At 50.2% G+C, this 25,435-nt stretch carries 24 protein-coding genes and 2 rRNA genes; 4 read left to right on the forward strand and 22 right to left on the reverse strand.

The genetic code is table 11. The features are described from left to right. Positions 1-16: 16 nt before the first annotated feature. Entirely contained in the window at positions 17-1,588 is a 1,572-nt protein-coding gene (aceB, locus tag Q320_RS0104085) for a malate synthase A (protein ID WP_051534448.1), read from the forward strand. A gap of 138 nt (positions 1,589-1,726) precedes the next feature. Then, positions 1,727-2,332 carry a glutathione S-transferase gene (locus tag Q320_RS0104090; protein WP_027467953.1) on the forward strand — a complete coding sequence of 202 codons (606 nt, stop codon included), beginning with the start codon at positions 1,727-1,729 and terminating at the stop codon, positions 2,330-2,332. Positions 2,333-2,379: 47 nt separating this feature from the next. Here Q320_RS0104090 and Q320_RS0104095 read toward each other — a convergent pair whose 3' ends face one another. The 8 genes from Q320_RS0104095 to Q320_RS0104130 form a co-directional block, all read right to left on the reverse strand. Further along, positions 2,380-3,468 carry an ABC transporter ATP-binding protein gene (locus Q320_RS0104095; protein WP_027467954.1) on the reverse strand — a complete coding sequence of 363 codons (1,089 nt, stop codon included), beginning with the start codon at positions 3,466-3,468 and terminating at the stop codon, positions 2,380-2,382. 191 nt (positions 3,469-3,659) lie between these two features. Beyond that, complete coding sequence (locus tag Q320_RS0104100) at positions 3,660-4,514, reverse strand: carbohydrate ABC transporter permease (RefSeq protein ID WP_027467955.1); 855 nt, start codon at positions 4,512-4,514, stop codon at positions 3,660-3,662. A 90-nt stretch (positions 4,515-4,604) separates the two neighbouring features. Beyond that, a complete protein-coding gene (locus tag Q320_RS0104105; RefSeq protein ID WP_051534449.1) occupies positions 4,605-5,507 on the reverse strand; it encodes a carbohydrate ABC transporter permease in 903 nt (300 codons plus the stop codon). A gap of 150 nt (positions 5,508-5,657) precedes the next feature. Next, complete coding sequence (locus tag Q320_RS0104110; RefSeq protein WP_027467957.1) at positions 5,658-6,902, reverse strand: ABC transporter substrate-binding protein; 1,245 nt, start codon at positions 6,900-6,902, stop codon at positions 5,658-5,660. A gap of 242 nt (positions 6,903-7,144) precedes the next feature. Beyond that, positions 7,145-7,900, reverse strand: a complete 756-nt coding sequence (locus Q320_RS0104115) for a M48 family metallopeptidase (protein WP_027467958.1) — start codon at positions 7,898-7,900, stop codon at positions 7,145-7,147. A 316-nt stretch (positions 7,901-8,216) separates the two neighbouring features. Further along, a complete protein-coding gene (locus Q320_RS0104120; protein ID WP_035852114.1) occupies positions 8,217-8,858 on the reverse strand; it encodes a response regulator transcription factor in 642 nt (213 codons plus the stop codon). Further along, positions 8,855-11,239 (reverse strand): PAS domain-containing sensor histidine kinase, encoded by a 2,385-nt coding sequence (locus Q320_RS0104125; RefSeq protein ID WP_169734429.1) that lies wholly within the window; start codon positions 11,237-11,239, stop codon positions 8,855-8,857. The genes Q320_RS0104120 and Q320_RS0104125 overlap by 4 nt, the downstream gene beginning before the upstream one ends. Positions 11,240-11,394: 155 nt before the next feature. Beyond that, a complete protein-coding gene (locus tag Q320_RS0104130) occupies positions 11,395-12,858 on the reverse strand; it encodes an aminoacyl-histidine dipeptidase (protein ID WP_027467961.1) in 1,464 nt (487 codons plus the stop codon). 377 nt (positions 12,859-13,235) lie between these two features. On the opposite strand from Q320_RS0104130, the gene rquA reads away from it, so the two are divergent. After that, complete coding sequence (gene rquA / locus Q320_RS0104135) at positions 13,236-13,943, forward strand: rhodoquinone biosynthesis methyltransferase RquA (RefSeq protein ID WP_035852118.1); 708 nt, start codon at positions 13,236-13,238, stop codon at positions 13,941-13,943. Positions 13,944-14,635: 692 nt separating this feature from the next. Here rquA and Q320_RS0104145 read toward each other — a convergent pair. After that, positions 14,636-15,409 carry an SDR family NAD(P)-dependent oxidoreductase gene (locus Q320_RS0104145; protein ID WP_027467963.1) on the reverse strand — a complete coding sequence of 258 codons (774 nt, stop codon included), beginning with the start codon at positions 15,407-15,409 and terminating at the stop codon, positions 14,636-14,638. A gap of 694 nt (positions 15,410-16,103) precedes the next feature. After that, positions 16,104-17,426 (reverse strand): hemolysin family protein, encoded by a 1,323-nt coding sequence (locus Q320_RS0104155; protein WP_027467965.1) that lies wholly within the window; start codon positions 17,424-17,426, stop codon positions 16,104-16,106. 232 nt (positions 17,427-17,658) lie between these two features. Here Q320_RS0104155 and Q320_RS0104160 point away from each other — a divergent pair, with 232 nt between their 5' ends. After that, positions 17,659-18,444 carry a pseudouridine synthase gene (locus tag Q320_RS0104160; RefSeq protein ID WP_027467966.1) on the forward strand — a complete coding sequence of 262 codons (786 nt, stop codon included), beginning with the start codon at positions 17,659-17,661 and terminating at the stop codon, positions 18,442-18,444. Positions 18,445-18,514: 70 nt separating this feature from the next. Here the strand turns inward: Q320_RS0104160 and Q320_RS0104165 are convergent, their stop codons facing one another. The 12 genes from Q320_RS0104165 to Q320_RS0104220 all read right to left on the reverse strand — a co-directional run. Beyond that, the gene (locus Q320_RS0104165) at positions 18,515-18,994 is read right to left on the reverse strand and encodes a GNAT family N-acetyltransferase (RefSeq protein ID WP_051534455.1); all 480 of its coding nucleotides are present in this window, start codon (positions 18,992-18,994) and stop codon (positions 18,515-18,517) included. Positions 18,995-19,122: 128 nt separating this feature from the next. Beyond that, complete coding sequence (locus Q320_RS0104170) at positions 19,123-19,524, reverse strand: GFA family protein (protein ID WP_027467968.1); 402 nt, start codon at positions 19,522-19,524, stop codon at positions 19,123-19,125. A 39-nt stretch (positions 19,525-19,563) separates the two neighbouring features. Then, entirely contained in the window at positions 19,564-19,797 is a 234-nt protein-coding gene (locus tag Q320_RS0104175; RefSeq protein ID WP_035852120.1) for a TIGR02450 family Trp-rich protein, read from the reverse strand. A 59-nt stretch (positions 19,798-19,856) separates the two neighbouring features. Next, on the reverse strand, positions 19,857-20,111 hold the full coding sequence (locus Q320_RS0104180; protein WP_027467970.1) for a TIGR03643 family protein: 255 nt from the start codon (positions 20,109-20,111) through the stop codon (positions 19,857-19,859). 278 nt (positions 20,112-20,389) lie between these two features. Next, a complete protein-coding gene (locus tag Q320_RS0104185; RefSeq protein ID WP_027467971.1) occupies positions 20,390-20,767 on the reverse strand; it encodes a DUF2237 family protein in 378 nt (125 codons plus the stop codon). 16 nt (positions 20,768-20,783) lie between these two features. Beyond that, positions 20,784-21,605, reverse strand: a complete 822-nt coding sequence (locus tag Q320_RS0104190; RefSeq protein WP_051534450.1) for an MBL fold metallo-hydrolase — start codon at positions 21,603-21,605, stop codon at positions 20,784-20,786. After that, the gene (locus Q320_RS0104195) at positions 21,605-22,381 is read right to left on the reverse strand and encodes a TatD family hydrolase (RefSeq protein WP_027467973.1); all 777 of its coding nucleotides are present in this window, start codon (positions 22,379-22,381) and stop codon (positions 21,605-21,607) included. Before Q320_RS0104195 ends, Q320_RS0104190 begins: the two co-directional genes overlap by 1 nt. Positions 22,382-22,514: 133 nt before the next feature. Next, positions 22,515-22,883, reverse strand: coding sequence for a PilZ domain-containing protein (locus Q320_RS0104200; protein ID WP_027467974.1), 369 nt, complete (start codon positions 22,881-22,883; stop codon positions 22,515-22,517). After that, positions 22,880-23,917: a DNA polymerase III subunit delta' gene (gene holB / locus Q320_RS0104205; RefSeq protein WP_035852121.1), complete on the reverse strand. Its 1,038-nt coding sequence runs from the start codon at positions 23,915-23,917 to the stop codon at positions 22,880-22,882. The genes Q320_RS0104200 and holB overlap by 4 nt, the downstream gene beginning before the upstream one ends. Then, positions 23,910-24,542, reverse strand: coding sequence for a dTMP kinase (gene tmk, locus Q320_RS0104210; RefSeq protein ID WP_027467976.1), 633 nt, complete (start codon positions 24,540-24,542; stop codon positions 23,910-23,912). The genes holB and tmk overlap by 8 nt, the downstream gene beginning before the upstream one ends. Before the next feature lie 205 nt (positions 24,543-24,747). Continuing rightward, positions 24,748-24,861 (reverse strand): 5S ribosomal RNA (rrf, locus tag Q320_RS0104215). A gap of 249 nt (positions 24,862-25,110) precedes the next feature. Next, positions 25,111-25,435: ribosomal RNA gene (locus Q320_RS0104220) — 23S ribosomal RNA — on the reverse strand; the annotation flags it as partial.

Consider the following 25,435-nt stretch of genomic DNA (forward strand, 5'->3'; position numbering starts at 1 on the left):
CAAAGGGAGAAACACCATGAATATGCGAATCAAAGGTCAAAGCAGCGCAGCAGTGAGCAGCATACTCACGCCGGCTGCGCTCGATTTTTTGGTGAAGCTGCATCGCCAATTTGAACCGCGCCGCCGCGAACTGATCGCAGCGCGCACGGAGCGCCAAGCGCAACTCGATGCGGGCGTAAAACCTGATTTCCTGCTTGAGACTGCACATATCCGTGCTGGCGACTGGCAAATCAGCCGGCTCCCCGCCGATTTGCTCGACCGCCGTGTTGAAATTACCGGCCCAGTAGAGAGAAAAATGATGATTAATGCGCTCAATTCGGGCGCGAAATCGTTTATGGCCGATTTCGAGGATTCCAATACCCCCACTTGGGATAATCAAATTGAAGGCCAAATCAACGTTCGCGATGCATATCGACGCGAAATTGGCTTCACCAGCCCTGAAGGCAAGGTTTATGCGCTCAATGTACAGACTGCGACGCTACTCACTCGCCCGCGCGGCTGGCATTTGCTAGAAAAACATCTGGAAGTCGACGGTGATGTCATGTCAGGCTCGCTCTTCGATTTTGGTTTGGTGGTGTTTCACAATCTGCAATATCAACTGAGCCAAGGCAGCGCTTGTTATTTTTATCTGCCAAAAATGGAATCGCATTTAGAAGCTCGGCTTTGGAATGACGTTTTCACATGGGCCGAACAAGAGCTCCAAGCGCCGCATGGCTGCATCAAAAGCACGGTGCTGATTGAAACCATTCTCGCTGCGTTTGAAATGGACGAAATTCTGTACGAATTGCGCGAGCATTCAGCAGGACTGAACGCAGGGCGTTGGGATTACATTTTTAGCTGTATCAAAAAATTTCGCATGGATAAGGATTTTTGCTTGGCCGATCGTAGCCAAATCACCATGGCCGTGCCTTTTATGCGCGCCTACTCTTTACTGCTACTCAAAACCTGCCACCAGCGCGGCGCGCCTGCGATGGGTGGTATGTCGGCGTATATACCGGTGAAATCTGACCCTGTCGCCAATGAACGTGCGATGACGCAAGTGCGTGCTGATAAAGAACGCGATGCGGGCGATGGTTATGATGGCGGTTGGGTGGCGCATCCAGGCCTAGTGCCTGTCGCACAAGCAGCGTGGGATGCGGTGCTGGGCGATACACCGAATCAAATTGGCAAGCAGCGCCCCGATGTAATGAGCGCGGCGAGTGATTTGCTCAACTTCCAGCCCGAAAGCCCGATTACCGAAGCCGGTTTGCGCGGCAATATTTCAGTCGGCGTGCAATATTTAGCTTCATGGTTAGCCGGAATGGGCTGCGTGCCAATCCATAATTTGATGGAAGATGCGGCGACAGCTGAAATTAGCCGCTCACAAATCTGGCAATGGCTGAGATCAAGCAAAGGCGTTTTGATCGACGGGCGAAAAGTAACGCCCGAGCTATTTCATCAATGGCTACCCGAAGAAGTCGCCAAGATTGAGGCGCAAGGTCGTTACAGCGCGACGCTCACTGAAGCTGCCAAATTGTTCGATCAAATCACCACGGCAGACGAGTTCGTCGAATTTTTAACGCTACCGGGCTATGCACGAATTGCCTGAATGAAATCCGCTCGCTGTAACATTCAAAGCAATGCCTCGGGAAACCGAGGCATTTTTGTTGTATTCACATTGATTCACTAGCCTATCTTACCCTTGCCCCATAAAATCTTACTTCGGTCTCAAGAGAATCCAATCCAGATGAAGCTCATAACCTCCCTGCTCAGCCCTTTTGGTCGCAAAGTTCGCGTTGTTTTAGCGGAAAAGAAAATCGACTTTGAATTGATCGAAGCCAAGCCGGGTGAAAACGACGACTTGATTCAAACCTATAATCCGCTGGGTAAAGTACCCGTGCTGGTTTTGGATGATGGCCGCGTGATTTATGACTCTAGCGTCATTGCCGAGCATTTGGATTATCTATCTCCCGTTTGCAAGCTCTTTCCTAGCGATCAACGCCCGATGATTAGCGCCAAGCGCACCGAAGCGCTCGCGGATGGGATTTGTGATGCGGCAGTTGCTATCGTCATGGAAAAGCGCCGCCCTGCTAAACAACAAAGCAGCGAAGCCATTGCGCGCCAGCAAGGCAAAATTAATCGTGGCTTGGCCGCGTTAGAAACTCAGCTCGAAGAAAAACGCTGGTTTGCTGGCGATGCGTATAGCATTGCCGATGTGAGCGTGATTTGTATGCTCGATTACCTTGATTTACGTCAGCCCGAAACCCAATGGGCGCAGCATTTTCCGGTGCTACAGCAATATCATCAACGCGTTTCCGAGCGCCCCGCCATTCACGAAACCCGACCACAATAAAAAAAGCCCCGAATTCAAAATCGGGGCTTTTTTGTCACAATCAGATGTTAAATCCGCATTTCTGTCACTGGATCAAACAGCACCACTTTTTTGGTATCCAGCACCAGCTTGATGCTCTGTCCTGTTGGTGGCACAACGCGCGGATGCACGCGGGCGATGACTTCAACGCCGTTAATTTCGGTGTACACCATCGTATCTGGCCCCGTTGGCTCGGTGATTTTCACTTTGCATTCCAGCGCAGTCGATGCCGCTTCTGCGACATCCAATTGCTCAGGGCGAATACCCAAAGTAATTTTATCGCCCAAGCGTTGTTTTAATTCGGGTCTCGGCGTGAGCGCGACGAAATAAGGATTGCCCATGCCTTGCAAAGACACGCCAATCTCGCCATCGTGCTCGATTAAATGGCAGGGAATAAAATTCATCGATGGCGAGCCAATAAAACTCGCGACAAATAAATTGGCTGGGTTTTCGTAAATGTCTTGTGGACGGCCAAATTGCTGAATCACGCCATCTTTCATCACCGCAATTTTGTCACCGAGCGTCATCGCTTCGATTTGATCGTGCGTCACGTACACAATCGTTGTTTTTAGCCGTTGATGCAGTTGCTTGATTTCCACGCGCATTTCAACGCGTAATTTCGCATCCAAATTCGACAGCGGCTCGTCAAACAAAAATAGCTTTGGATTCCGCGCCAATGCGCGCCCCATCGCCACGCGTTGGCGCTGGCCACCCGAAAGCGCCGCTGGTTTACGATCTAGCAAATGATCCATTTGCAGCATCTTGGCGACACGAGCGATGATTTCGTTTTGCTCCACTTTGGGCACGCCACGCGTTTCCAAGCCAAACGCGATGTTTTGCCGCACCGTCATCGTTGGGTATAGCGCATAGCTTTGAAACACCATCGCGATGTCTCTATCTTTAGGCGCTACGCCATTCACGACGCGATCAGCGATGCACACATCGCCCGTAGTTGGGCTTTCTAGCCCCGCGATAATATTCATCAAGGTCGATTTGCCGCAGCCCGAAGGCCCCACCAAAATCAGGAATTCGCCTGATTCAATTTCAATATTGATGCCTTTCAAAATCTGCGTATCACCGAAAGTCTTCGTGACATTTTTAATGGCCAAAGCGCCCATTTTGCTCTCCAATATTTAACTATTTTTCTACTGACGTTGGATATGATTCAGCCAGATTTGATAGAACATTTTAAAAGTAGCGAGCACCTGTCAAAGCGGGATGCTCGGAGCAGAAACCGAAACGTACTTAAGTACATGAGGATTTCGAGCACCGTACAGCCCGCTATCACAAGATGCGCAGCACTTTTAAATTAGCCTTTGACGGCACCTGCCGCTAAACCACGTACGAAATACTTCCCGCAGAACACATACACAATAATCGTTGGCAAGGCGGCGATCAGCGCGGCGGCCATATCGACGTTGTATTCTTTTACCGTCGTCGATGTGTTGGCCATATTGTTCAGCCCCACCGTAATCGGCTGGCTATCACCAGCGGAGAACACCACGCCGAACAAGAAATCATTCCAAATATTGGTAAATTGCCAAATCAAAGTCACCATAATGATCGGTGTGCTCATCGGAAGAATAATTCGCCAGAAAATCCGCCAAAACCCAGCCCCATCAAGGCGTGCCGCTTTAATCAGCTCATCAGGAATACCGACGTAGTAATTGCGGAAAAACAGCGTCGTTGATGCCAAACCGCACACCACATGCACGAACACTAAACCTGTCGTCGTATTAGCGATGCCGAGCCAGCCCAAGGTTTGTGCCATCGGTAGCAGCAACACTTGGAAAGGCATAAACACGCCAAACAAAATCATCGCAAACACGACGTTCGAGCCAGGGAAGCGCCATTTGGACAAGATATAGCCATTAATTGAGCCCAGCACGGTTGAGATCAGCACAGCTGGAATCACCATCTTCACCGAGTTCATAAAATAGCCCGACAAGCCATTGCACGACACGCCAGTGCACGCACTACTCCACGCCTTATCCCATGCTGAAAAACCAATGCTTTGCGGCAAAGAGAGTAAATTACCGGCACGAATTTCCTCCATGTCTTTGACAGAGGTCGTGAGCATCACGTACAGCGGAATCAAGTAATACAGCGCCGCAAACACCAGCGCCGCATAAATCATCGCGCGCCAAAAACGATCTTGGGTCATGCCAATCTCCCACTACAATTTTTGAAAGCTCGCATTAACAGTGGCGAGCGCCCGTAAATACGGGACGGCTGCAAGACAACACTTTTAAAGTTAACCATTGTTGCCATCTTTCCTTAGCTCGGAGTACAAATACGGCACCACAACAGCAGCCACGGCCATCAGCATCATCATTGCGCTTGCTGCGCCAACGCCCATTTGTCCGCGTGTAAACGCCATCGAATACATAAACGTCGCAGGTACGTCGGATGAGTAACCCGGGCCACCGCCAGTCAAAGCCATAATCAAATCGAAACTCTTAATCGCGATGTGCGACAGCACCATCAGGGTAGAAAACACCACCGGGCGCAGTGCCGGTAAAATAATTTTCCAATAAATCCGTGGCAAAGTAGCGCCATCAATTTGCGCTGCTTTAATAATTGAATCATCCACACCGCGCAGCCCAGCTAAAAACAGCGCCATGACAAAACCCGAGGATTGCCATAATCCGGCCAGCACGACGGTGTAAATCGACATATCCGAATTCACCAGCCAATCAAACGTAAAATTGGTAAATCCCCAATCGTGCATCAGCTTTTCAATGCCCAAACCCGGATTCAAAATCCACTTCCACGCGGTGCCCGTTACGATAAAAGACAGTGCCATCGGGTACAGATAAATCGTGCGGATTGCGCCTTCTAAGCGGATCTTTTGATCCAGCAATACCGCCAACACCACACCAATCCCCATTGCGCCACCAATAAACAGCACAGCAAAGACCACTAAATTTCGTACTGCAACCCACCAGCGCTCATTTTCAAACAGCGTGGCGTACTGAGCTAAACCCGCCCATTCCGTATTCGGCAACATCCGTGACGTGGTAAATGACAAATAGCCATTCCACGCAATAAATCCATACAAGAAAACCAAGGTCAGCAAAAACGACGGGGCTAAAACGAGGCGCGGCAGCCAGCGCTCCGCAAACCCATACTGGGCTGCACGGACAGGCGTAGTCATAATTATTCTCCGCTACAAACAAATATTAGATGCAGGTATATGGCTGTAGAACTTAATCATTAAAAGCGACAGCCATATACCCACAGGGGATTTACATCATTTGATACCAACTTTTCTAGCCTAGAAAAGACGCTCCAGCAGGCTAGTCAGTCACATCGTTTTCGCAGCTTTGGCTAATTTAGCTGCGGCGTCTTTCGCGCTCATTTTGTCGTCATTCCAGAACTGCGTAACCACATCGTAGAACGCGCCTTGCGTTGCCGATTTCATCGCCATACCGTGCGACCACGATGGGAGCAAAGTGCCTTTGGCCGATGCCGCTTTAAAATCAGTCGCTGATTTCTTGCCGCACTCGTCAAATTTCGCCATATCCACGCCCAAACGCGCTGGGATTGAGCCTTTGTTCAAGTTAAACAACTCTTGGAATTCTGGACTCATCAAGGTTGCAGCCAAGGCTTGCTGACCTTTTTCAACGTCTTTGTTTTTCAGCTTAAACATCGCAAAGCTATCGATATTGAAGGTGTAAGCGTTTTCAGTGCCTGGCGCAGCCACACAAAGGAAGTCTTTACCCGGTACTTTGCCAGCGGCCATAAATTCGCCTTTGGCCCAATCACCCATAAATTGCATACCGGCTTTGCCATTAATCACCATGCTGGTCGCCAAATTCCATTCACGGCCAGCGCTGTTTTTATCAGTAAAGGGTTTGATTTTTTTGTAGGTTTCCAAGGCTTTAATCATCGTTGGGCCGCTTAAAGTACCTGGATCAAGCTGCACAAACGCTTTCTTGTAAAAGTCAGCGCCACCGACACCCAGCGCAACGGACTCAAACACCGTGCCGTCTTGCCAAGGTTGACCACCGTAGGCCACGGCTTGAATACCGGCTTTTTGCAGCGCAGTCGCCGTCACAAAGAACTCATCCCACGTCGTTGGCACTTTGGTATTGGCTTTTTTGAGTAGCTCAGGATTGACCCACATCCAGTTCACGCGGTGCACATTTACTGGTGCAGCGACGTATTGGCCTTTGTATTTCATCACGTTCGAAACGACAGGCGGCAGCAATTTATCCCAGCCGCCTTTTTTGGCGACTTCATCAATCGATGCCAATACGCCTTCACTGCCCCATTCTTGAATTGATGGGCCTTTGATTTGAGCTGCTGCTGGCGGATTACCCGACACGACGCGAGTTTTCAGCGCAGTCATTGCATTTTCACCGCCGCCACCGGCCACGGCAAAGTCTTTCCACGTAAAGCCTTGGGCTTCCATTTTTCTTTTCAATTCAGCAACGGATTTAGCTTCTCCGCCCGAAGTCCAAAAATGCAAAACTTCCACTTCCGTAGCTTGAGCTGCCAACGCTAAACCCATACCAGCCACCAACAGACCCAATTTTGTAAGGCGCATTATCGTGTTCTCCAGATTTTATGATTTTACCGAGAGCAGCCTTGCCTTCGGTTGTAGTCAGAATACGCAGACTACACGATGAGGAAAATCAGGTAATCACCGAACAGGTATTTAACCTAGGGTAAATACCTTACGTAATCGCCGGGCAATGAAAAGGGTATCTGCCGCAAAAGACGATTAAATCGAACTTTGCGACAGATACCCTTTGCTATTTTTTTGCTAGCAATACAGCCAGCAGCAGTTTATTTGCCATTGGCAATCCGCGTTTGGATGTTTTTCGCGCGGTCTTCCGATGCCGGATGCGAGCTGGTCATACTATGTTCACCGCCGCCCAAAGCCGCCAGTTTTTGGAATGCCGTAATCAAGCCTTCGCGTTTGAGTTTTTTCTGCGTTAGCAAATCAAACGAGAAATTATCCGCATCCAATTCCTGCGATTGTGAAAATTGCGCATTAATCAGCGTTTCAGTAAATCCGCCCAATTCAGAGTCGGTCAAACTAGCAACGGTTTTGTTCCCATAGCTGCTCGCGGCATTTTTTGCAGCCGCAACCGCATACGCGGTTTGCATGCCTTTTTTGCTATGACCCAAAGCCACGTGCCCCATTTCATGTCCAAGCACGCCAATGACTTCATCATCGGTCATCAAATCCATCAGGCCGGCATACACTCGCACGCAGCCATTGGCCATCGCCCATGCGTTCACGTCTTTGGTTAAATACACTTTGTAATTCACTGGCTGGCCGTTGATTTCATTGCCGAGCTTTTTAGAAATCACGTCCAAGCGTTTACTGTATTTGTCTTTTGGCGGCGCAATGGTCGATTGAGCATCGCTTTTTACACACGCTTGCTCAGCCAAGGCTTTAACATCCGCATCGGTTAAGGTCGCCGCTTGCAAAGCATCCGTCCCCACTTTCAACGCTTTATTAAAATCAAAGGCCATTGCCGTTGGCATCAGCGACACAGCAAACAAACTCGTCACAACCATAGAACGCAACTTCATTGAATCACCCTCAAGCTAGAAACTAAAAAGGATGAATCCTAACAGAATTCACGTCAGCTCCAAGTCAAAATAAGTAGTGCGCAATACAGTAAATTAATAATAAATACGTGTATTTACCGCTGGCCATTATTAAATAAGAACTACAAAGCAATACCTAGGGTCTGTTGACGTTTGGTTTACGATCGCGCTGGAGCGGCTTTTGGCCTGATGCTGCGTTACAAAGCGCTAACTTAGAATGACTAAGTGTCGCGCTTCGTGTCTTGCCTCAGGCCAAAATCCGCACAAACGCGACTCGCAAACCAAACGTCAACAGACCCTAGCTAAACCACTCATTCACCGGCACTTCTTTGAGCATCGCCGCTAATTCCATTGCTGAATGCACGCGCATTTTGGTGAAAATTCGGGCGCGGTGGACTTCGACGGTTTTGGTGCTGATATCAAGTCGATCGGCGATTTGTTTATTCAGTTTGCCCAGCAAAATTTCCTGCAATACTTCGCGCTCACGTGGCGTTAAATCTGCTAATAATTCAACCACTTTTTGCTGATGCTTAGCGCTGCCACGGCGCTGTAAATCCTCTGCCAAACAGGCTTGCACTCGCGCCAAGAGTTGATCTTGATCGCAAGGCTTCTCCATAAAATCGCTCGCGCCATCTTTCAGCGCATTCACCGCCATCGGTACATCGCCGTGACCCGTCAAAAAAATCACGGGCGGCAAATAGCTGCCTTCGCGCAACTCGGCAAATAGCTCCAAACCGCTCATGCCATCCATACGCACATCGACGATCAAACAGGCGAAACGGCTGGCATCACCTTCATCCAAAAACGCTTCAGCGGAGGCGTAAGTCACCACCGGGCAATCGTGAGTTTCGAGCAAAAGACCGAGCGAATCGCGTACGGCTTCATCATCATCAATCACGGCCACGGTGCGAATCGGCGCGGTGGGAATGGCTACTTTCATGGGGTGTCCTCATTGGTATTAAGGGGCAGGCGAAAACGCATTTGCGTTCCACCACCCGGATTAGGTTCGGCCCAAAGATGGCCTCGATGCTGCTCGATCACCGAGCGGCAAATATTCAAGCCCATGCCCATGCCTTCTGACTTGGTGGTATAAAACGGCTGAAACAATTGCGCCGGATCAGCCAAACCGCTGCCGTGATCAGCCACCGTCACTTGCAGCATCTCATCCAGCAACGCAGCACGAATCACGATTTTGCGCTGCGCGATGGGCGTTTCACTCATGGCTTCAAGACCGTTTTTAATTAAATTCAGTAACACTTGCTCTAGCATCACAGCATCACCGACAAAGCTCGGTAAATCACTCGGCAAATCCAGCACCATGCTGACTTTTAATTTATGCGCCATTGGTCCCAAAAGCTGCAAGGGAACGCTAATGAGTTCGCTCAGTTCGCACACTTCACGCGTTGGCGCGCGTTTCACCACAAACTGCCGAATCCCACGAATAATCTGCCCTGCTCGGCGTGCTTGCTGCGTCATTTTGACCAGTGTTTCCTGCACCTTTCCTATCGGCGGATTCGGCTTATAAAGCATCGTTTCGCAAGCGCTGCTATAACTGGCAATCGCAGCCAGAGGTTGATTAAGTTCATGCGCCAAGCTCGATGCCAGCTCGCCCATATTCACCAAACGTGCCGTGTGTTGTACCAAATCATTGCGCGTGCGCTCTAAATCTTGCGCCTGTTGTCTGGCGGTAATATCAGTGCAAATTTCCAGCACCGCGCTGCGATTACTCACCCAATCGACTATCCTTTGCTCGATTTGATAAGTACGCCCCGTGATGGCATCCACCGCTTCAAAAATGCCATCTTGAAGCGGCAAGTAGTCAGTCAAAAGCTCGCCTGTCTCGTTATAGCTACTTCCCGTAATAAGGGCACTGTCTGTAGACGCTACGCCCTGAAAAGCTTGGCTGTCTTTATTAATGCCCACGCGCCACTGCAATAGGCAATAGGCTTCTGCCTGCTGCGGGATACTGAATGTATTGCTGTGATGGCGATTGCGATACAGCATCACGCCGGTTTCCAAATCACTCACTGACACCGCCACTTCCAAGCCAGCCAACACGGTCCGCAATTGCTGGCGCGAGCTGGCCAACGCTTCGCGCTCTTGTTTTAGCTCGGTGATGTCATACATCGACGCCATCCAGCCACGATGCAGGCCGTGGCTATCGACTAGCTTAGAAGAATACAGCCGCACATCAAATCGTTCGCCATCATTACGCATAAAGCGCAGCTCAAAACCATTGGCGGGGCAGTCGCCCAGCAAAATAGATTGATAGGCTTTGGCGCATTGCTCTAAGCATTCAGGCGGCCAAAACGGCATCGGTGGCTTGGCGCCGACTAATTCTGATTCAGGCCAACCCACCATATCGGCAAACGCACGATTCACGTAACTGAGCTTGCCATCGGTATCCATCGCCCGCAGGCCGGTAACCAGCGAATTTTCCATCGCCGAGCGAAACAAAATCTCATCGCGCAAAGCGGACTCTGCCAATTGCCGCTCCTGCATCCGTAGGCGCAGCATTTTCAGCGCCCACACCAGCAATAAAAGCAGCGTAGAAATCAAGCCAACCAGCCAGAAGTTAGCTTGCTTACCTACGGGATCGGCGGGCTTGGCCAAAAGCCGTAAACCTTGCTGTGAAGCCCCGCCAAATGGCACTTCGCGAATATCTTCACCCATTAAGCGCGCGTGATAACGATTAGGCGCGATCACTTGATTATTACTATCGACTAATTGCAATTGATAGCGCTGCACCATCCACCACGGCACGCGCTGCAAGAGCAGAATCGACAAGTCATACACCGCCAGCACCGCGCCTTGATATTCTGTTTGATGGAAAAACGGCACCACATGCACCATTTGCGGTGAATTGCGCCAAATCACATTCGTCACCATGGGATAACCCAAGGTTGCCGCGCCATCAATCACTTCGGTCAGCAGCGAATCATCAAGGGAAACCAAACTCTCAGGGCGACGCGCAAAGTTAGGAAAACCATCACCGCGCTCGCCTCTGGCATTCACCCATTCAATCGAAATAATTTCTGGATTGGACTTCATCAGCGCTTCGGCGCGCGCGCGAAAATCGGCTTGACCAAAACTATCGGCAGCCAAACCATAAGCGAGGTTTTCCAGTACGTTTTGATTGCTTTGCAAACGGCCACGGATTTCTTGCTCTTGCCAGAGCAAATCTTGCGCCATCGTCGCTTCGCGCTGAAACACATCGCGTTGATAGTCTTGCCACGCATAAACCAAAACGGCCGTTAACAAAGATGCAATCGCCAAATAAGCCAAAGCCCAAGGCCATTGCCGTTGGAATTTCCGCTGCACGCTTTGCGGCCATTTCGGCCAAAATCGCCAATTTTTCATAGGTGAGAGGATACGATAAGTGGATTGCACACCCCATACAGTAATACCCATGCAATAGAAAAACAAAAACCCCACTGAAATCAGTGGGGTTTGGGCTAATTTACATCGTTTTGGGGCTAGTTTCGGTGTGGAACTGCCGCCAAGCTGGCGACCAGCAAATCCCAAAATTGCGCCACCGATGCAATTTCAACGCGCTCATCCGGCGAATGTGCGCCGCGTATCGTTGGGCCAAACGACACCATTTCCATTTGCGGGTAGGCTTTACCCAACAAGCCACATTCCAATCCAGCATGAATGACTTTCACCAAAGGCGCAGCACCGTGCAATGTTTGATACGTGTTTTGCACTAGCTGCAAAGCGCGCGATTGCAAGTTCGGTGCCCAGCCCGGATACGCGCCGCCGCTTTCGGCGATAAATCCCGCCAAACGCGCCACGGCACGGATACTTTGCGTTAATTCGGCCACGCCCGAGTCCGTCAACGAGCGCACCATCAGCATCGTTTCAAAATGCTGACCATCAAATTTCACCACGCCCAAATTATTTGAACTTTCTACGACCCCCGCCACCTCATTGCTCCAGCGGCGAATCCCATGCGGCAATCCGAGCAATAAATTCACGACGCGGGCGCTATCGTTGGCATTCAGAACGCGCTCGGCGCACTGCTCGGTGATCGTTAATTGAATGTTCGACTCAACAGCGCGCAAGGCATATTGCCATTCGGCCAAACATTGCTCAGCCACCGCCGCAAAACGCAGTGCATCACAGGCTGGAATCGCCACCCGCGCAAAGGCTTCACGCGGCAAAGCATTGCGCAATGAACCACCGCGCACACTGACGACGCGCAGATCAAACTGGGGTATCGCTTGGAACAGCAATCGAGCCAATAGCTTGATGGCATTACCCCGTTCCAAATGAATATCAACGCCCGAATGGCCGCCTTTTAATCCGGTAATTGCAATCTCACGCACCACCCACGCGGCAGGCACAGGCTCGGGATGCAGCGTTTGGCTCACCGTCACATCCACGCCGCCCGCACAGCCCACGTACAGTTCGCCCCAATCTTCGGTATCTAAATTGAGTAGCAGCTGGCCTTGCAACCAATCGGGCTGCAAGCCTTTCGCGCCTGTCATGCCCGACTCTTCATCAATCGTCAGCAACACTTCCAGCGGACCGTGGACTAAATCCGTGCTTTCCAGCACCGCCAACGCCGCCGCAACGCCAATACCATTATCCGCGCCCAAAGTCGTACCTTCAGCATGCATCCAGCCATCAATGATTTGGGTTTTGATCGGGTCGACTAAGAAATCATGCTGCGTGGCTTCGTTTTTCAACGCCACCATATCCAAATGGCCCTGCAATACCACACCCAGTCTGTCTTCCATTCCCGGTGTAGCCGGTTTGCGTATCAATAAATTGCCGACGGCATCCAGTTCATTGACCAAGCCTAATTGATCGGCCCAAACCTGAATATGCGCGCGCAGCGCCGCCTCGTGATGCGACGGACGTGGAAAGCCACACAGCACGGAAAAATGCTGCCACAACAAACTCGGTTCAATGTAGCGATCACTTCGACAATTCATAAACAGCCTCAAACACAATCTATTAATTTAGGATGCTAAATCTACGGGATTTTGGCAAAACAGCGGCGGCATTTTAGCCGCTTGGGTAATTTTCACTGCAAGGGTTTTCCCGTATATGCGCCACAAAAATCGCATTGAGCCATGATGTATATCATCACAAGCTTTTATTTCAGGTTGATTGCAGCCCATACCCATTAAGGGCAATCGCACAGTCCGTACATCAGTTCGCCCAACGGTTTGCTGCAATGCAACACTTTACGCCGCGATAAAGCGCTTTAATCTGCCGGACTTTGGTTTAACGCAAACTGCAGCTACCTCTTTTGACTTAGTCTTAACTCAAGCCAATCAGTAAGCACTCTGCACAAGGAAACGCCGTTATGACGAAAAATCATCCTCAATTACTTGTTGATCCGTATTACGACGGCGTGCCTGAATACATGACCGAAGTTTACGATTGGGCGTATGTCGACCCGAAATGGGTCAAAGTGCTAGACCGAAACATCGTCGTGCGCGTACTGCTATTTTTGAACGATCAACGCTTGATGCGCTTATATTTGGATGAAATCCAGCCCGGAATGCGCGTGTGGCAATTGGCGCATGTCTATGGCGATCTGGTCAAACGCGCCGCCCAACGCGTCGGCGCTACGGGTGCGTTCCATCTCACTGACGTTACGCCGATTCAAATCGAACACGGCAGCAAAAAACTGGCTGGTATGGATTGGGCGAAAGTCATCCGCTCAGATGCGGCAAGCTTCGCTGGCATTGGCGGCGATTATGATTTGATTTGTAGTTTTTTCTTGCTGCACGAAGTGCCCGATGACAAAAAACGCGAAATCGTCGATCACATGTTGGCGAAAATCCCAGTCGGTGGCAAAGCAGTCTTTGTCGATTACCATAATCCAAAAAAATGGCAGCCGATTCGCTACATTCTGAAACTGGTCAATCACTACCTAGAACCGTTTGCCAATGCGCTGTGGGAAAACGAAATCCAGCATTACGCGAGTGATGCCAGTAAATTTACTTGGAAGAAACGGACGATTTTTGGCGGGGTTTATCAGTGTGTGGTGGTGGAGCACGCTAAGTAAATACAGAATTACGTAGGATGGGTTGAGCCAGTTTTTTGGCGATACCCATGCGGGATGGAGACTACCCTGATGTATTGCCAGCTAAAGCTTGTAGGTAAAGAGGTGTAATCAAATACATCTACATCGTGTGGCATCAAAAGCTGCGCGAACGGCACCGTTTCGCTCAAACTTTGGTCATTTTCGCGTTCGACAAAATTCCGATTGCGTAGGTCAAATGCGCCAAAAACGTTATCCAACTTGCTGAAGCGAGCAATTGATACTGAGAGATGTTTCTACGCTGAGTCGCGCTAATGCCGCGCGGCACTGACTTTTCTTGAACGGCCAAGAAAAGTAAGCAAAAGAAGGCCGCCCTAGTATCTGCGTCCGACTTCGTCGGATGCCCTCGCTGCGGACAATCGGGTCGGTTGCGCTCAAAACTCGGTCGGCCTCAAAAGCAAAGTCATCGGCCTCCCTCAAACATTGATCGCAAAAACCCCGCCCCGCTTGTTCCTCGTTCGGCTTGACACAAGGGATCTCGCGCATATCAACGAGGTTTGAATTTAAGTCGACGTATTACCTGCTAGGCTTTGTAATTAAAGGGCTAGAATCAAATACGCCGTATCATAGGGGGGGTGAAAATCCCGTAGCGATTTGTGCGCAAATGAAACCTTGCACACCCTACGCGACTGTGAGATTGAAATAAAAAAAATCGATCATAGCGTCCGCGTCTGCCCGCCATCCACATCCCAAATCGCGCCATGGCAATACGCCGCTGCAGGCGAGGCCAAAAATGCGGCTACATTGGCGATTTCTTCAGGCAGACCAAAGCGCGCAGTGCCTTGCTGTTTGGCCATTTTCTGTGCCGCAGCGTCAAAATCAATGCACTCAGCGTGGGCTAAAGTGGCGATACGTTTTTGCAAACGTGCGGTCTGAATTGATCCAGGATTAATCGCATTGACTCGAATCCCATCACTCACGCCGCGATCTGCCAGCGATTTTGTTAAATTCAATAAGGCTGCATTCACCGCCCCGCCTATCGTAAATTCCGCACTCCCCGTGCGCCCGCCCAAGCCTGCAATATTAATAATGACGCCACGGCGGGCTTGCAAATACGGCCACGCGGCGCGGCTACAGCGCATCGCAGCATAAAATTTCAGATCAAAACCGTCTTGCCAATCTGCATCGCTCAACGCCAAAAAATCGCCACGCTGCGTCGCACCTGCGTTATTAACTAATATATCCAGTTGTCCAAATTGCGCGAGCACTGCGTCGATTAACTGAGCTGGCGCATTCACATCGCGCAAATCCATCGCCAGCACCAGCGTTTCGCCAACACATTCTGCTGCAACAGCCGCGAGCTTTTCTGCGGATCTCGCGACCAAGACGACGCGCGCGCCTTCGGCCGATAAACGCAAAGCAATCGCACGCCCAATCCCTTGGCTAGCGCCAGTGACTATTGCGACTTTTTGCTGCAAATCTAAATCCATATGAAATGTCTCCTCACGAAAATATAGCGGTGTAGCTGAGTAGGGTGCGCAAGATTTTTTTGCGCACCCGGACTACGCGATAATCAAAAATCTGGGTAAGTTGAATCGCTTTCTTGGTGCGCAAATCCCTGCGAGATTTTCACCCCCTACGGTATGGATGTATTTACTAGTAGCCCTTTATTTACAATGCCTAGCTGGCAATACATCGACTTAGTATCAAACCTCGTTAAGCTGCACGAGATCCCTTGTGTCAAGCCGAGCGAGGAACAATTGGGGCGGGGTTTTTGCGATCAATGTTTGAGGGAGGCCGATGCTTTTGTTTTTGAGGCCGAGCGAGTTTTGAGCGCAACCGACCCGATTGTCCGCAGCGAGGGTATCCGACGAAGTCGGACGCAGATACTAGGGCGGCCTTCTTTTGCTTACTTTTCTTGGCCGTTCAAGAAAAGTCAGTGCCGCGCGGCATAAGCGCCGATCCCGATTTAAAAAATCACAGCCGTAGCAGATTTAGAAAATACCAAATCGGATAACGCCTTCGGCTCATCCGAGCTACTCGATCAGCAAATCTATGCGGCCATGTAAGGCGGGTTAGTTTTATCACAACCCGCGCAAATCGCACGTAATGTAAAAAAATGGCGGGTTACGCCTAAAGACTAACCCGCCGTACCCTATATATGTATCTGATTGCAAGTACCCATCAATGATCGCCCGCACTGCCTTCTTCTCGCGCTGCTGGCATCACTTTCACCAGCACAATCCGAGGGCCGTTCATTTTTTTGACGACGATGGTGAAGCCATCAAATTCGATACGTTCGCCCTCGACGGGTAGATTGCCGAGTTTCCATTGAATCAAGCCACCGACGGTTTCGGCTTCGGGATGGTCGATATCGCGGCCCAACATTCGGCCAAGCGAATACAAAGATAAACTGCCTTTGCCAAGCAAAGCGCCGTCGTCTTGCGCTAGCCAATCATTCCGCGATTGGCGGAATTCATCGCGAATTTCGCCGACCAAGGCAGCCATCAAATTATCCAGCGTCACAAAGCCCATCGGCTGCGCTTCGTCGGCGTAGGCGACAATCGCAAAATGCGGGGCGCCTTCGCGGAAACGGCGGAATAAATCCAGCACCGGCGTATCGGGCGTTACATGCTCAACCGGGCGAATGTAATCGCTCAAATCCGACACATCGGCGTGGCGCAGCTCGGCCAGAAATAGGTTTTTCAAATGAATAATGCCGAGCACTTCGCCGTCTTCATTCAAAAACGGATAGCGGCTAAAACGCTGCGTGGAAATCGTTTGCAGATTTTGCTCCAACGGCAAATCGCTGCGCAGCACAGCGGCTTCGTGAAACGGCCGCATCAGATCGGCGACTTTGAGTTTGCCAAAATCGAGCGATTGCGCGACGACATTCCATTCATGACGACTTTTGTCATCGCCATCGTGATTGCCGCGCAAAATCAGTTTGAGTTCATCGGCTGAATAATGACTTTCATGGCCCGAATTACCGTCTAAATTCAGCATTTTTAACAGCGAATTAGCGCTGCGATTAAGCAGCCAAATCGCGGGATACATCAGCCAATAAAAGAAATACAGCGGCACGGAAGTCCACAGAGCGACGACTTCAGGACGGCGAATCGCCAGAGATTTTGGCGCAAGCTCACCGACGACGATGTGCAAAAAGGAGATCAGCGTAAAGGCAAAAATGAACGATACGCTGTGAATCAGTGCGGCAGATTCAACGCCCAGCAACATAAAGACCGGTTCTAAGAGCTTGGAAAATGCGGGTTCACCGATCCAACCCAAACCAAGCGAGGCCAGCGTAATCCCCAGCTGGCAGGCAGAAAGATAAGCATCCAACTGGCTGTGAACTTTCGCCAGAATTCGCCCACGCCAACCATAGATTTTCGCCAAGCCCTTGGCGCGGGTGGCGCGTAATTTAACCAAGCCGAATTCGGCAGCAACAAAAAAACCGTTCAGCAGCACCAAAAACAGAGCTACCAAGGTCAATAAAAAATTTTCCATAATGCGGGCGAGTGCCCGTCCAGAACGATAACGTGATCATTTTAAGCGCTGATCGCCGCTGTAGGGTAATTATTAAGCCGGAGTGACAAAATTCCCGCAGCATGAACAAAAAATGGGAATCCAAGCGCCTCGGCTCGCCAGCATAGAATAAAGCTACCGTACGCTTCTGCCCCGCTCACTAGCAAGTCCAGCTAAAATAGCCGATTGCTTCGTTTTGAAATCCATTCTACTTATGATAAAACCCAATAAACCTAAGGTGTATTTAGCTAGAGCCACTACCAATAAAGCGCCAGCGAGCAATACCCATGTGGCCAGTTTGGCGCGGGCTTTGTCTAAACTGGGGTTTTGCTCGCGTAGTGAAGGCGAAGCGCTGGTGGCGCGCGGCGAAGTCAGTGTGAATGGCAAAGTCTGCGTCGACATCAATCGCCGCGTTGATATGCAACGCGATCAACTGACCGTCAACGGCCAAACCGTCAGCGCCGAGCAGATGGTCTATCTAATGCTGAACAAACCGCGCGGCCTAATTACCAGCGCGCAGGATGAGAAAAACCGCGATACGGTGTTTAGCTGCTTTGATAATGCCAAGCTGCCGCACATCGGCCCCGTTGGGCGGCTGGATAAAGCCAGCGAAGGCTTGCTGCTGTTTACCAACGACACGAAATGGGCAGCGCGCCTCACTGATCCGGCCAGCCATCTGGACAAAATCTACCACGTGCAAATCGACAGCCTTGCTACGCCTGAACTAATCGCCGCGATGCAAATGGGTGTGATACTAGATGACGGTACGCCACTCAAAGCCAAGCGCGTGACGCTGTTACGCAGTGGCGAAAAAAACGCGTGGCTCGAAGTCGTCCTCGACGAAGGAAAAAACCGCCACATCCGCCGCTTGCTTGAAGCGAATCAAATCAATACGCTACGCCTGATGCGCGTCGCGATTGGTGGTTTGGAATTAGGGGAATTGGCGAAGGGCGAATGGCGGGAATTAAGTGCGGCGGAAGTGGCGAGTTTAAAAAGCTAATGAATCACGAAAGGTAGAAAAATACTCACAAGGCCTAGGATGAATTGTGATTAAAAATACAGCAACGCCTTCAGGTAAATTGGCTGCGATATTTAACAAACGCCCGCTTAGCATCACCATTAAAGCCGCAGCGGGTGAAAAACTGATGTGCCTGCGTGCGCTGTATCGAGCTCGATAACATTATCTTGCTGCAACCTGCTGTGCTACATAACGTTTCTATACTACGCATCAATAATGCACCAATGCCCTGACTCTGATAATTCTGAGCAACGATGACATTCTCAATTACGGCAAAGGGCTGCTTGCCATACATCACATCGTCACAAGAACAAAGCAATGCTGTTCCTATTATCTGCCCGTCTAGCTCACAGACAAGCACATAGGTATGCAGACTGCATGCCAGCTTCGCCAGCCGTTCTGGTAAAACTCGAACCTGCACATCTCCAGTTAATTGGAGGTATAAACGAGAAATGAAAGTTGCGTCATCAGGGCCAGCTCTTCGAATAGCAGGTGTAATGTTGTTCTTCAATAGTATTGAAGTGCAATCCATGTGTTCTAGCATGATTTGATATTTGTTTAGCCATATAGCCCGGGTTGGATTTATCAACCCTAGCGGATTGTAATACTCGAATAAATTGGCTGCTTACGCCGTTGGCTAAGCCACCCAATCTTTGATTTTTAAATCACACGATCAGCCGGATGATTCACGCCGTCGTAGGTTTTAATATTCGGAATTAAATAAGGATTCACACCTTCAAGGCAACCGACGTTATAGCCGTACAGATGCGGATTAGAGCGGCGTTGATGGTAGGTGTAAATACCGCAGATTGCGCAGAAATAATGTTTGGCGGTATTCGTATTGAATTGATATAGCGTCAGGCTTTCTTTACCTTTAATGATTTTAATTCCCGACAACAATACCGAGGCGACAATCGCGCCTTTGCGGCGACAAATCGAACAATCACAATGCCGAGGGTCAACAATCCCATCTGGCAAATCAATTTCCAGCTCCACTGCGCCACAATGGCAAGTCGCTTTATGCTGCAATTGAATTTCGGTATTGCCCACTTGCTTAATCATGCCGATGTCCTTTTCGCCAATCACCATTAATTTTCTGTATTACAGCCAACCGACGCGCCATTGCGTTTCATCGGCCAGCGCGCTCCAATGCAGAGTGAAATGCCGTTTACTGAGCACAGCTTCTAGCGTGACCTGCGCTACTTTTTGCGCGTCAAGCGGATCGAGTTCGATTTTAACAACGAGGAAGTGTTTTTCGCGCTGCTGCGGCACAACGGCGGTCCATTTGGTGTTCAGTAGCTTTTTCGGATGCCAGCTTCGCGTTGGATGCGTCATCAGTATTCTCCGTCTTCTCTCAATTTACGATGAGCTGCGTCAGTGAGCTGATAAGCTTTTTAGCGCTTATATTGCCCCGGCGCATAGGCGCGGGAAATTTCAGGGGATCGCAGCGCCACATGCTTGGTGCTACGGCCACTGGTACGCGCGCGCCAGAGCCGAAAGCTGCCTGCTTTGAGTTCACTGCGCATCAAACGAATCAGCTGATGCTGATTCAAACCGTAGAGTTGTTCAATCACCTCAAAAGACGTACGGTCTTCCCACGCCATTTCAATGATACGAGATAAATCAGCGGGGCTAAATTGGATTGGCATGGTGAGTATTCCAAGTAAAAATTTGAGGATCTAAATAGCACCGTAGCTCAGGCTGCGCCATATTCTAGAAGCAACTCGCCCAAGGCTGATTGACCGTTTTCTATAGGTATATGAATAAAGCCTATATCTAAAAATGCCTACATATAGATACCCATTACAATAAAAACACGTTATTTAGTAATGAGGACAAAAAGCAAGGAGTCTAGGGCAAGCGCTGATCTTCACACGCTTAGCCCATACAATATCTTGGGGCTTTTTTCCTAGCTTTCGTGATCCCATTAACTGCTAAAAGTCGGCCTATCAATGCCGTATTCCACCAGCGTTTCCAGCGAGATTAAATCCAGAATATTTTCATGCGTGGCGGCGAGGACGATTTGCGGGGCGGCGCCCGCTTGGAGCGCTTCTAGCCAGCGGGTGGCGCACAGGCACCATTGATCACCGGCTTTCAAGCCAGCAAAGCCGTACTCTGGGCGTGGCGTCGACAGATCGTTACCACGTTGCTGCGAAAAGCTTAAAAACTTGGTGCTGAGCACTACGCAAACAATGTGCTCGCCGATGTCGGTTTCATCGGTGCGACAGCAGCCATCACGGAAAAATCCAGTGAGCGGATCAAAACTGCAAGGTTTGAGTTCTTGGCCTAATACATTGATATCCATGGGTATTGCCTTCTAACTATTCAGTGATAATACTTAGACCGTCATACCCTACTTCAATACCGACAGGTAAACTTGCCGTTAAAGCGTGATATTCCAACTCATGCGTCATGTGGATCAACACCGTGCGCTTCGCACCAATCTGGGCTGCGACTTGCAAAGATTGTTCGACCGATAAATGCGTCGGGTGCGGCTTGGTACGCAGGCAGTCCAAAAACAGCACCTCTAAATCTTGCAACAGCGCCCTGCTCTCAGCGGGGATTTCCGATACATCGGTCAGATACGCCGTATTGCCGATCCGCCAGCCCAAAATCGGCCATTTGCCGTGAATCAGCGGAATCGGTCGAATCGTCACATCGCCAACTTGAAACGGCTCGGCTTCGACTTCATGAATCGTCAGTACTGGCTTATCCCAGAATTCATTCGGCTTCATTAAGGTATACGGAAAGCGCTCACGAATATGACTGAGCATCAGGCGATTGCCATACACCGGCAGCGCCGCTTTTTGCAGCCAGCAAAAAGCACGCAAATCGTCGATGCCATTCAGATGATCGGCGTGCGGATGCGTATACAGCACCGCATCGACATGCAGGATGTGCTCGCGCAACGCTTGGCCGCGCAAGTCGGGGCCGGTGTCGATCAGAAAGGTTTTACCACCAGCTCGCATCACTGCGGATGCGCGCGTGCGGCTGTTCTTCGGATCAGTCGACACGCACGTCGGGCAGTTGCAACCGAGTGCCGGCGAGCCGCCACTCGAACCGACGCCGAGCAAAATCGTTTCAACGCGAATGGCGGGCGCAGTCACTGATGGAATACTCAACGGTGAAACAGGCGCAGACATTAGCTGGCGCTCGCGCGGTGAAAGAGTTTAAAGAAATTCGCTGTCGTTGCGGCTGCGACGTCTTCAAGCGGGATGTTTTTTAGCTCAGCAATATGCTCAGCCACATGCCGTACCCACGCAGGTTGATTTTGTTTGCCACGATGCGGCATCGGCGCGAGGTAAGGCGAATCGGTTTCGATCAATAGACGATCCAGCGGCATTTTATAAGCGACATCCTTTAATTCAGTCGCTTTTTTAAACGTCACAATCCCTGACAAGGAAATATAAAAACCCAGTTCCATCGCTTGCTGCGCGACTTCCCAGCTTTCAGTAAAGCAATGCATCACGCCACCGACGTCTTGCGCGTTTTCTTCGCGCATGATGCGTATCGTGTCTTCACTAGAGGCGCGAGTATGAATAATCAGCGGCAAGCCCGTTTCGCGTGCAGCACGAATATGCGTACGAAAGCGCTCGCGCTGCCATTCCAAATCGCCAGTCAGGCGGAAATAATCCAGACCCGTTTCACCAATTGCGACCACTTTGGGCGATTTGGCCAATTCGACCAGCTGCGCCACGGTCGGCTCAGGCGTGTCTTCGTAATCGGGATGCACGCCGACCGAGGCGAAAATATTAGCATTTTGCTGCGCCAACGCCAGTACGCTCGGCAGCTCAGGCAAATTCACCGCCACGCACAGCGCATGCGTGACTTGATTGGCCTGCATATTGGCGAGAAGCTCTGGCAATTGAGCGGCAAGGTCGGGGAAATTAATATGGCAATGCGAATCAACAAACTTCATCATTTTTCTTCATTCAATAAAAAAGCCGCACCTCAAAGGTACGGCTTGAATCATAACGTAAACAGCGTTAATTAAGTATTCATGCAAAAGTTTTATGGCGAGACAAGGCAGCAAAAAACTTGTGCGAATTAACTTACATCGTATGTGTTGTGCGGCCCGATTGCAGATAACCGCCAAGCAAATTCTCAATTTTCACCCGCGCCAAATTACCTGCTTCATTACTTGAGAACTGCACGCCGATGCCTTGCTGGTGATTATTATGCGCACCGGGTGGTGTCACCCAAACCACATTGCCCGATACGGCAATTCGCGCCGGATCGTCGAGCAAAGCCAGTAACATAAACACTTCATCGCCCAAACTGTACATTTTATTGGTTGGAATAAAAATTCCGCCGCCTTTGATAAACGGCATATAAGACGCATACAGCGCGGCTTTTTCTTTAATATTTAGCGACAACACGCCAGGACGAGAGGCGGCTGCACGGACTGGATCTTCGCTCATACTTTTCCTTGACGACCTTTACCACGCAATCCATCCACATAAGCAAACAGCAGACTTTCAAACACGAGGCGCTGATTGAGTGGGTGACGCGATAATTTTTGAGCTTCAGTGAGTTGATTCACATACGGCATTAATAAATGCGCACGCGACGCGAGGCGCGCTAATGCGTCTTGCCAGTCTGGATAATAGCGAATTTTTTCCGCCAAGCCCAAGCTAATCAGATCATACGCCCACTTTTGTAGCCAGCTAATCACTAATCCAGTGTCAAGCTTGGCTTTATCCAAATCAGCGCTGAGTTTCAGCACATCCAAAGTCGCGGGTTGCGCGATTTGTTCAAGGAAGGACTGCCGCACAGGCAACCATTCAGCGGCCGCATCATCCATCGCCGCCAATGGCGCGCCGCCCGTATGCGCCAAATGCAGCGCCGGATTCACGACGCCTTGCGTATTCAGCCATGCCATTGCTTGCTGCGGATCAGGCAGTGCCAAAGGAAAAACTCGGCAGCGGCTACGAATTGTCGGCAATAAACGCCGCCAATGATCGGCGACCAAAATAAACACGGCACCAGAGGGCGGTTCTTCCAGCGTTTTCAAAAAAGCATTCGCTGCTGCGACATTCATCGCATCGGCAGGCACCACCAAAGTCACGCGAACACCGCGCCGATGCGCGGATAAATTAACAAAATCAGCCAGCGCCCGCACGTCTTCAACGCGAATAATTTCAGACTTTTTCTTCGTCTTTTTACTATCCGATTCATCGGCTTTATCGTCTTCGGCGTCTTCAGGCTGCAACACGCGAAAATCGGGGTGATTCCCCGCCAAAAACCAGCGACAACCATCGCAGACGCCACAAGGCTGCGTGGTTTTTTGCGGATCTTCACAAAGTAAAAATTGCGCAAGATATTCAGCAAATACACGCTTGCCGATGCCCGGCTCACCCGTGAGCAATAAAGCATGCGGCCAGCGTTCCCGCTCGCGTAGCAAGGCTTGCCACGACGCTTGCAGCCACGGATACAGGGCGGGTTCTTTATTCATAATCAGTAAACATTTCCGCAAGCTCAGCTTGGATGTCGGCCAAACTGCGATTGGCATTCACCACGCGAATTCGCGCCGAATTGTGCACCGCACGCTCTAAATATGCAGCCCGAACTCGCGCATGAAAATCGTGTTGCTCACGCTCAAAACGATCTAGCACTCGGCTATCCGCCATTCGAGCTTGGCTCACTTCCAATGGCACATCAAATATCAGCGTCAAATCAGGCTCAATCAAGCCATCACCTCGCGATTGCACCCAATGCTCTAAAGCGGCAAATTTAGCCGTATCCAAACCACGCCCACCGCACTGATACGCATAAGTGGCATCAGAAAAACGATCGCATAATACCCACTCACCGCGCGCCAATGCCGGCTCGATCACCGCGCTTAAATGCTGCGCACGCGATGCAAACATCAATAACGCTTCAGTCTCCAGCGTCATTGCATCATTCAGTAATAAAGCACGTAGCTTTTCGCCCAACTCAGTACCGCCCGGCTCACGCGTTTGCACCAGTGCAATGCCTTTGCTCTGCAAAAAACCGTTGAGCCAAGCTAAATGCGTGCTTTTACCCGCACCATCAATGCCTTCTACCGAAATAAACCGACCACGCGAGGGACTTGTCATGAATAAAAACCGAAACCAAATAAAATAAGTGCCTGAATTGTCGCACAAGCAGAGGGATGAAGTGAACCAATTCAGGATATATAGGGTATATCGATGTAGGTCTTTTGATTGAATGCCTAGCGAGCAATACCCATTACTTCGCTTAATATCTCGCGGACAGCAAAAAGCCCGACTCTTTCGAATCGGGCTTTTTACTTAAAGGGGAGTCTGGCAATGACCTACTTTCACACGGGCAATCCGCACTATCATCGGCGCTGAGGTGTTTCACTGTCCTGTTCGGGATGGGAAGGAGTGGGACCACCTCGCTATGGTCGCCAGACAAAAACTTGTCTGATGTAGTTCGTTTTTCAACTCGCTACACGAGAGTTATCGCATTCAGCTTTTGCTCGTAAAGTTTAACTTTCACTCCGCAACCGCCTACAGCGCTAACTCGAATTCAATAGAAGAAGTAATTATACTACAAACCAATCAACATCATTTTAGTATTTATCTTTCGTATCATGCACTTACGTACACTCTACGTTTTTTGGGTTGACTATATCTTCGTCGCTCACGCGTCTCAGGTTATAGGATCAAGCCTCACGAGCAATTAGTATTGGTTAGCTTAACGCATTACTGCGCTTCCACACCCAACCTATCAACGTCCTGGTCTCGAACGACTCTTTAGAGGATTTAAAACCCTAGGGAAATCTCATCTTGAGGCAAGTTTCGCGCTTAGATGCTTTCAGCGCTTATCTCTTCCCGACTTAGCTACCCGGCAATGCCACTGGCGTGACAACCGGTACACCAGAGGTCAGTCCACTCCGGTCCTCTCGTACTAGGAGCAGCCCCCCTCAAATTTCCAACGCCCACTGCAGATAGGGACCAAACTGTCTCACGACGTTTTGAACCCA

The sequence above is a fragment of the Deefgea rivuli DSM 18356 genome, from assembly GCF_000620145.1.
GTDB lineage: Bacteria > Pseudomonadota > Gammaproteobacteria > Burkholderiales > Chitinibacteraceae > Deefgea > Deefgea rivuli.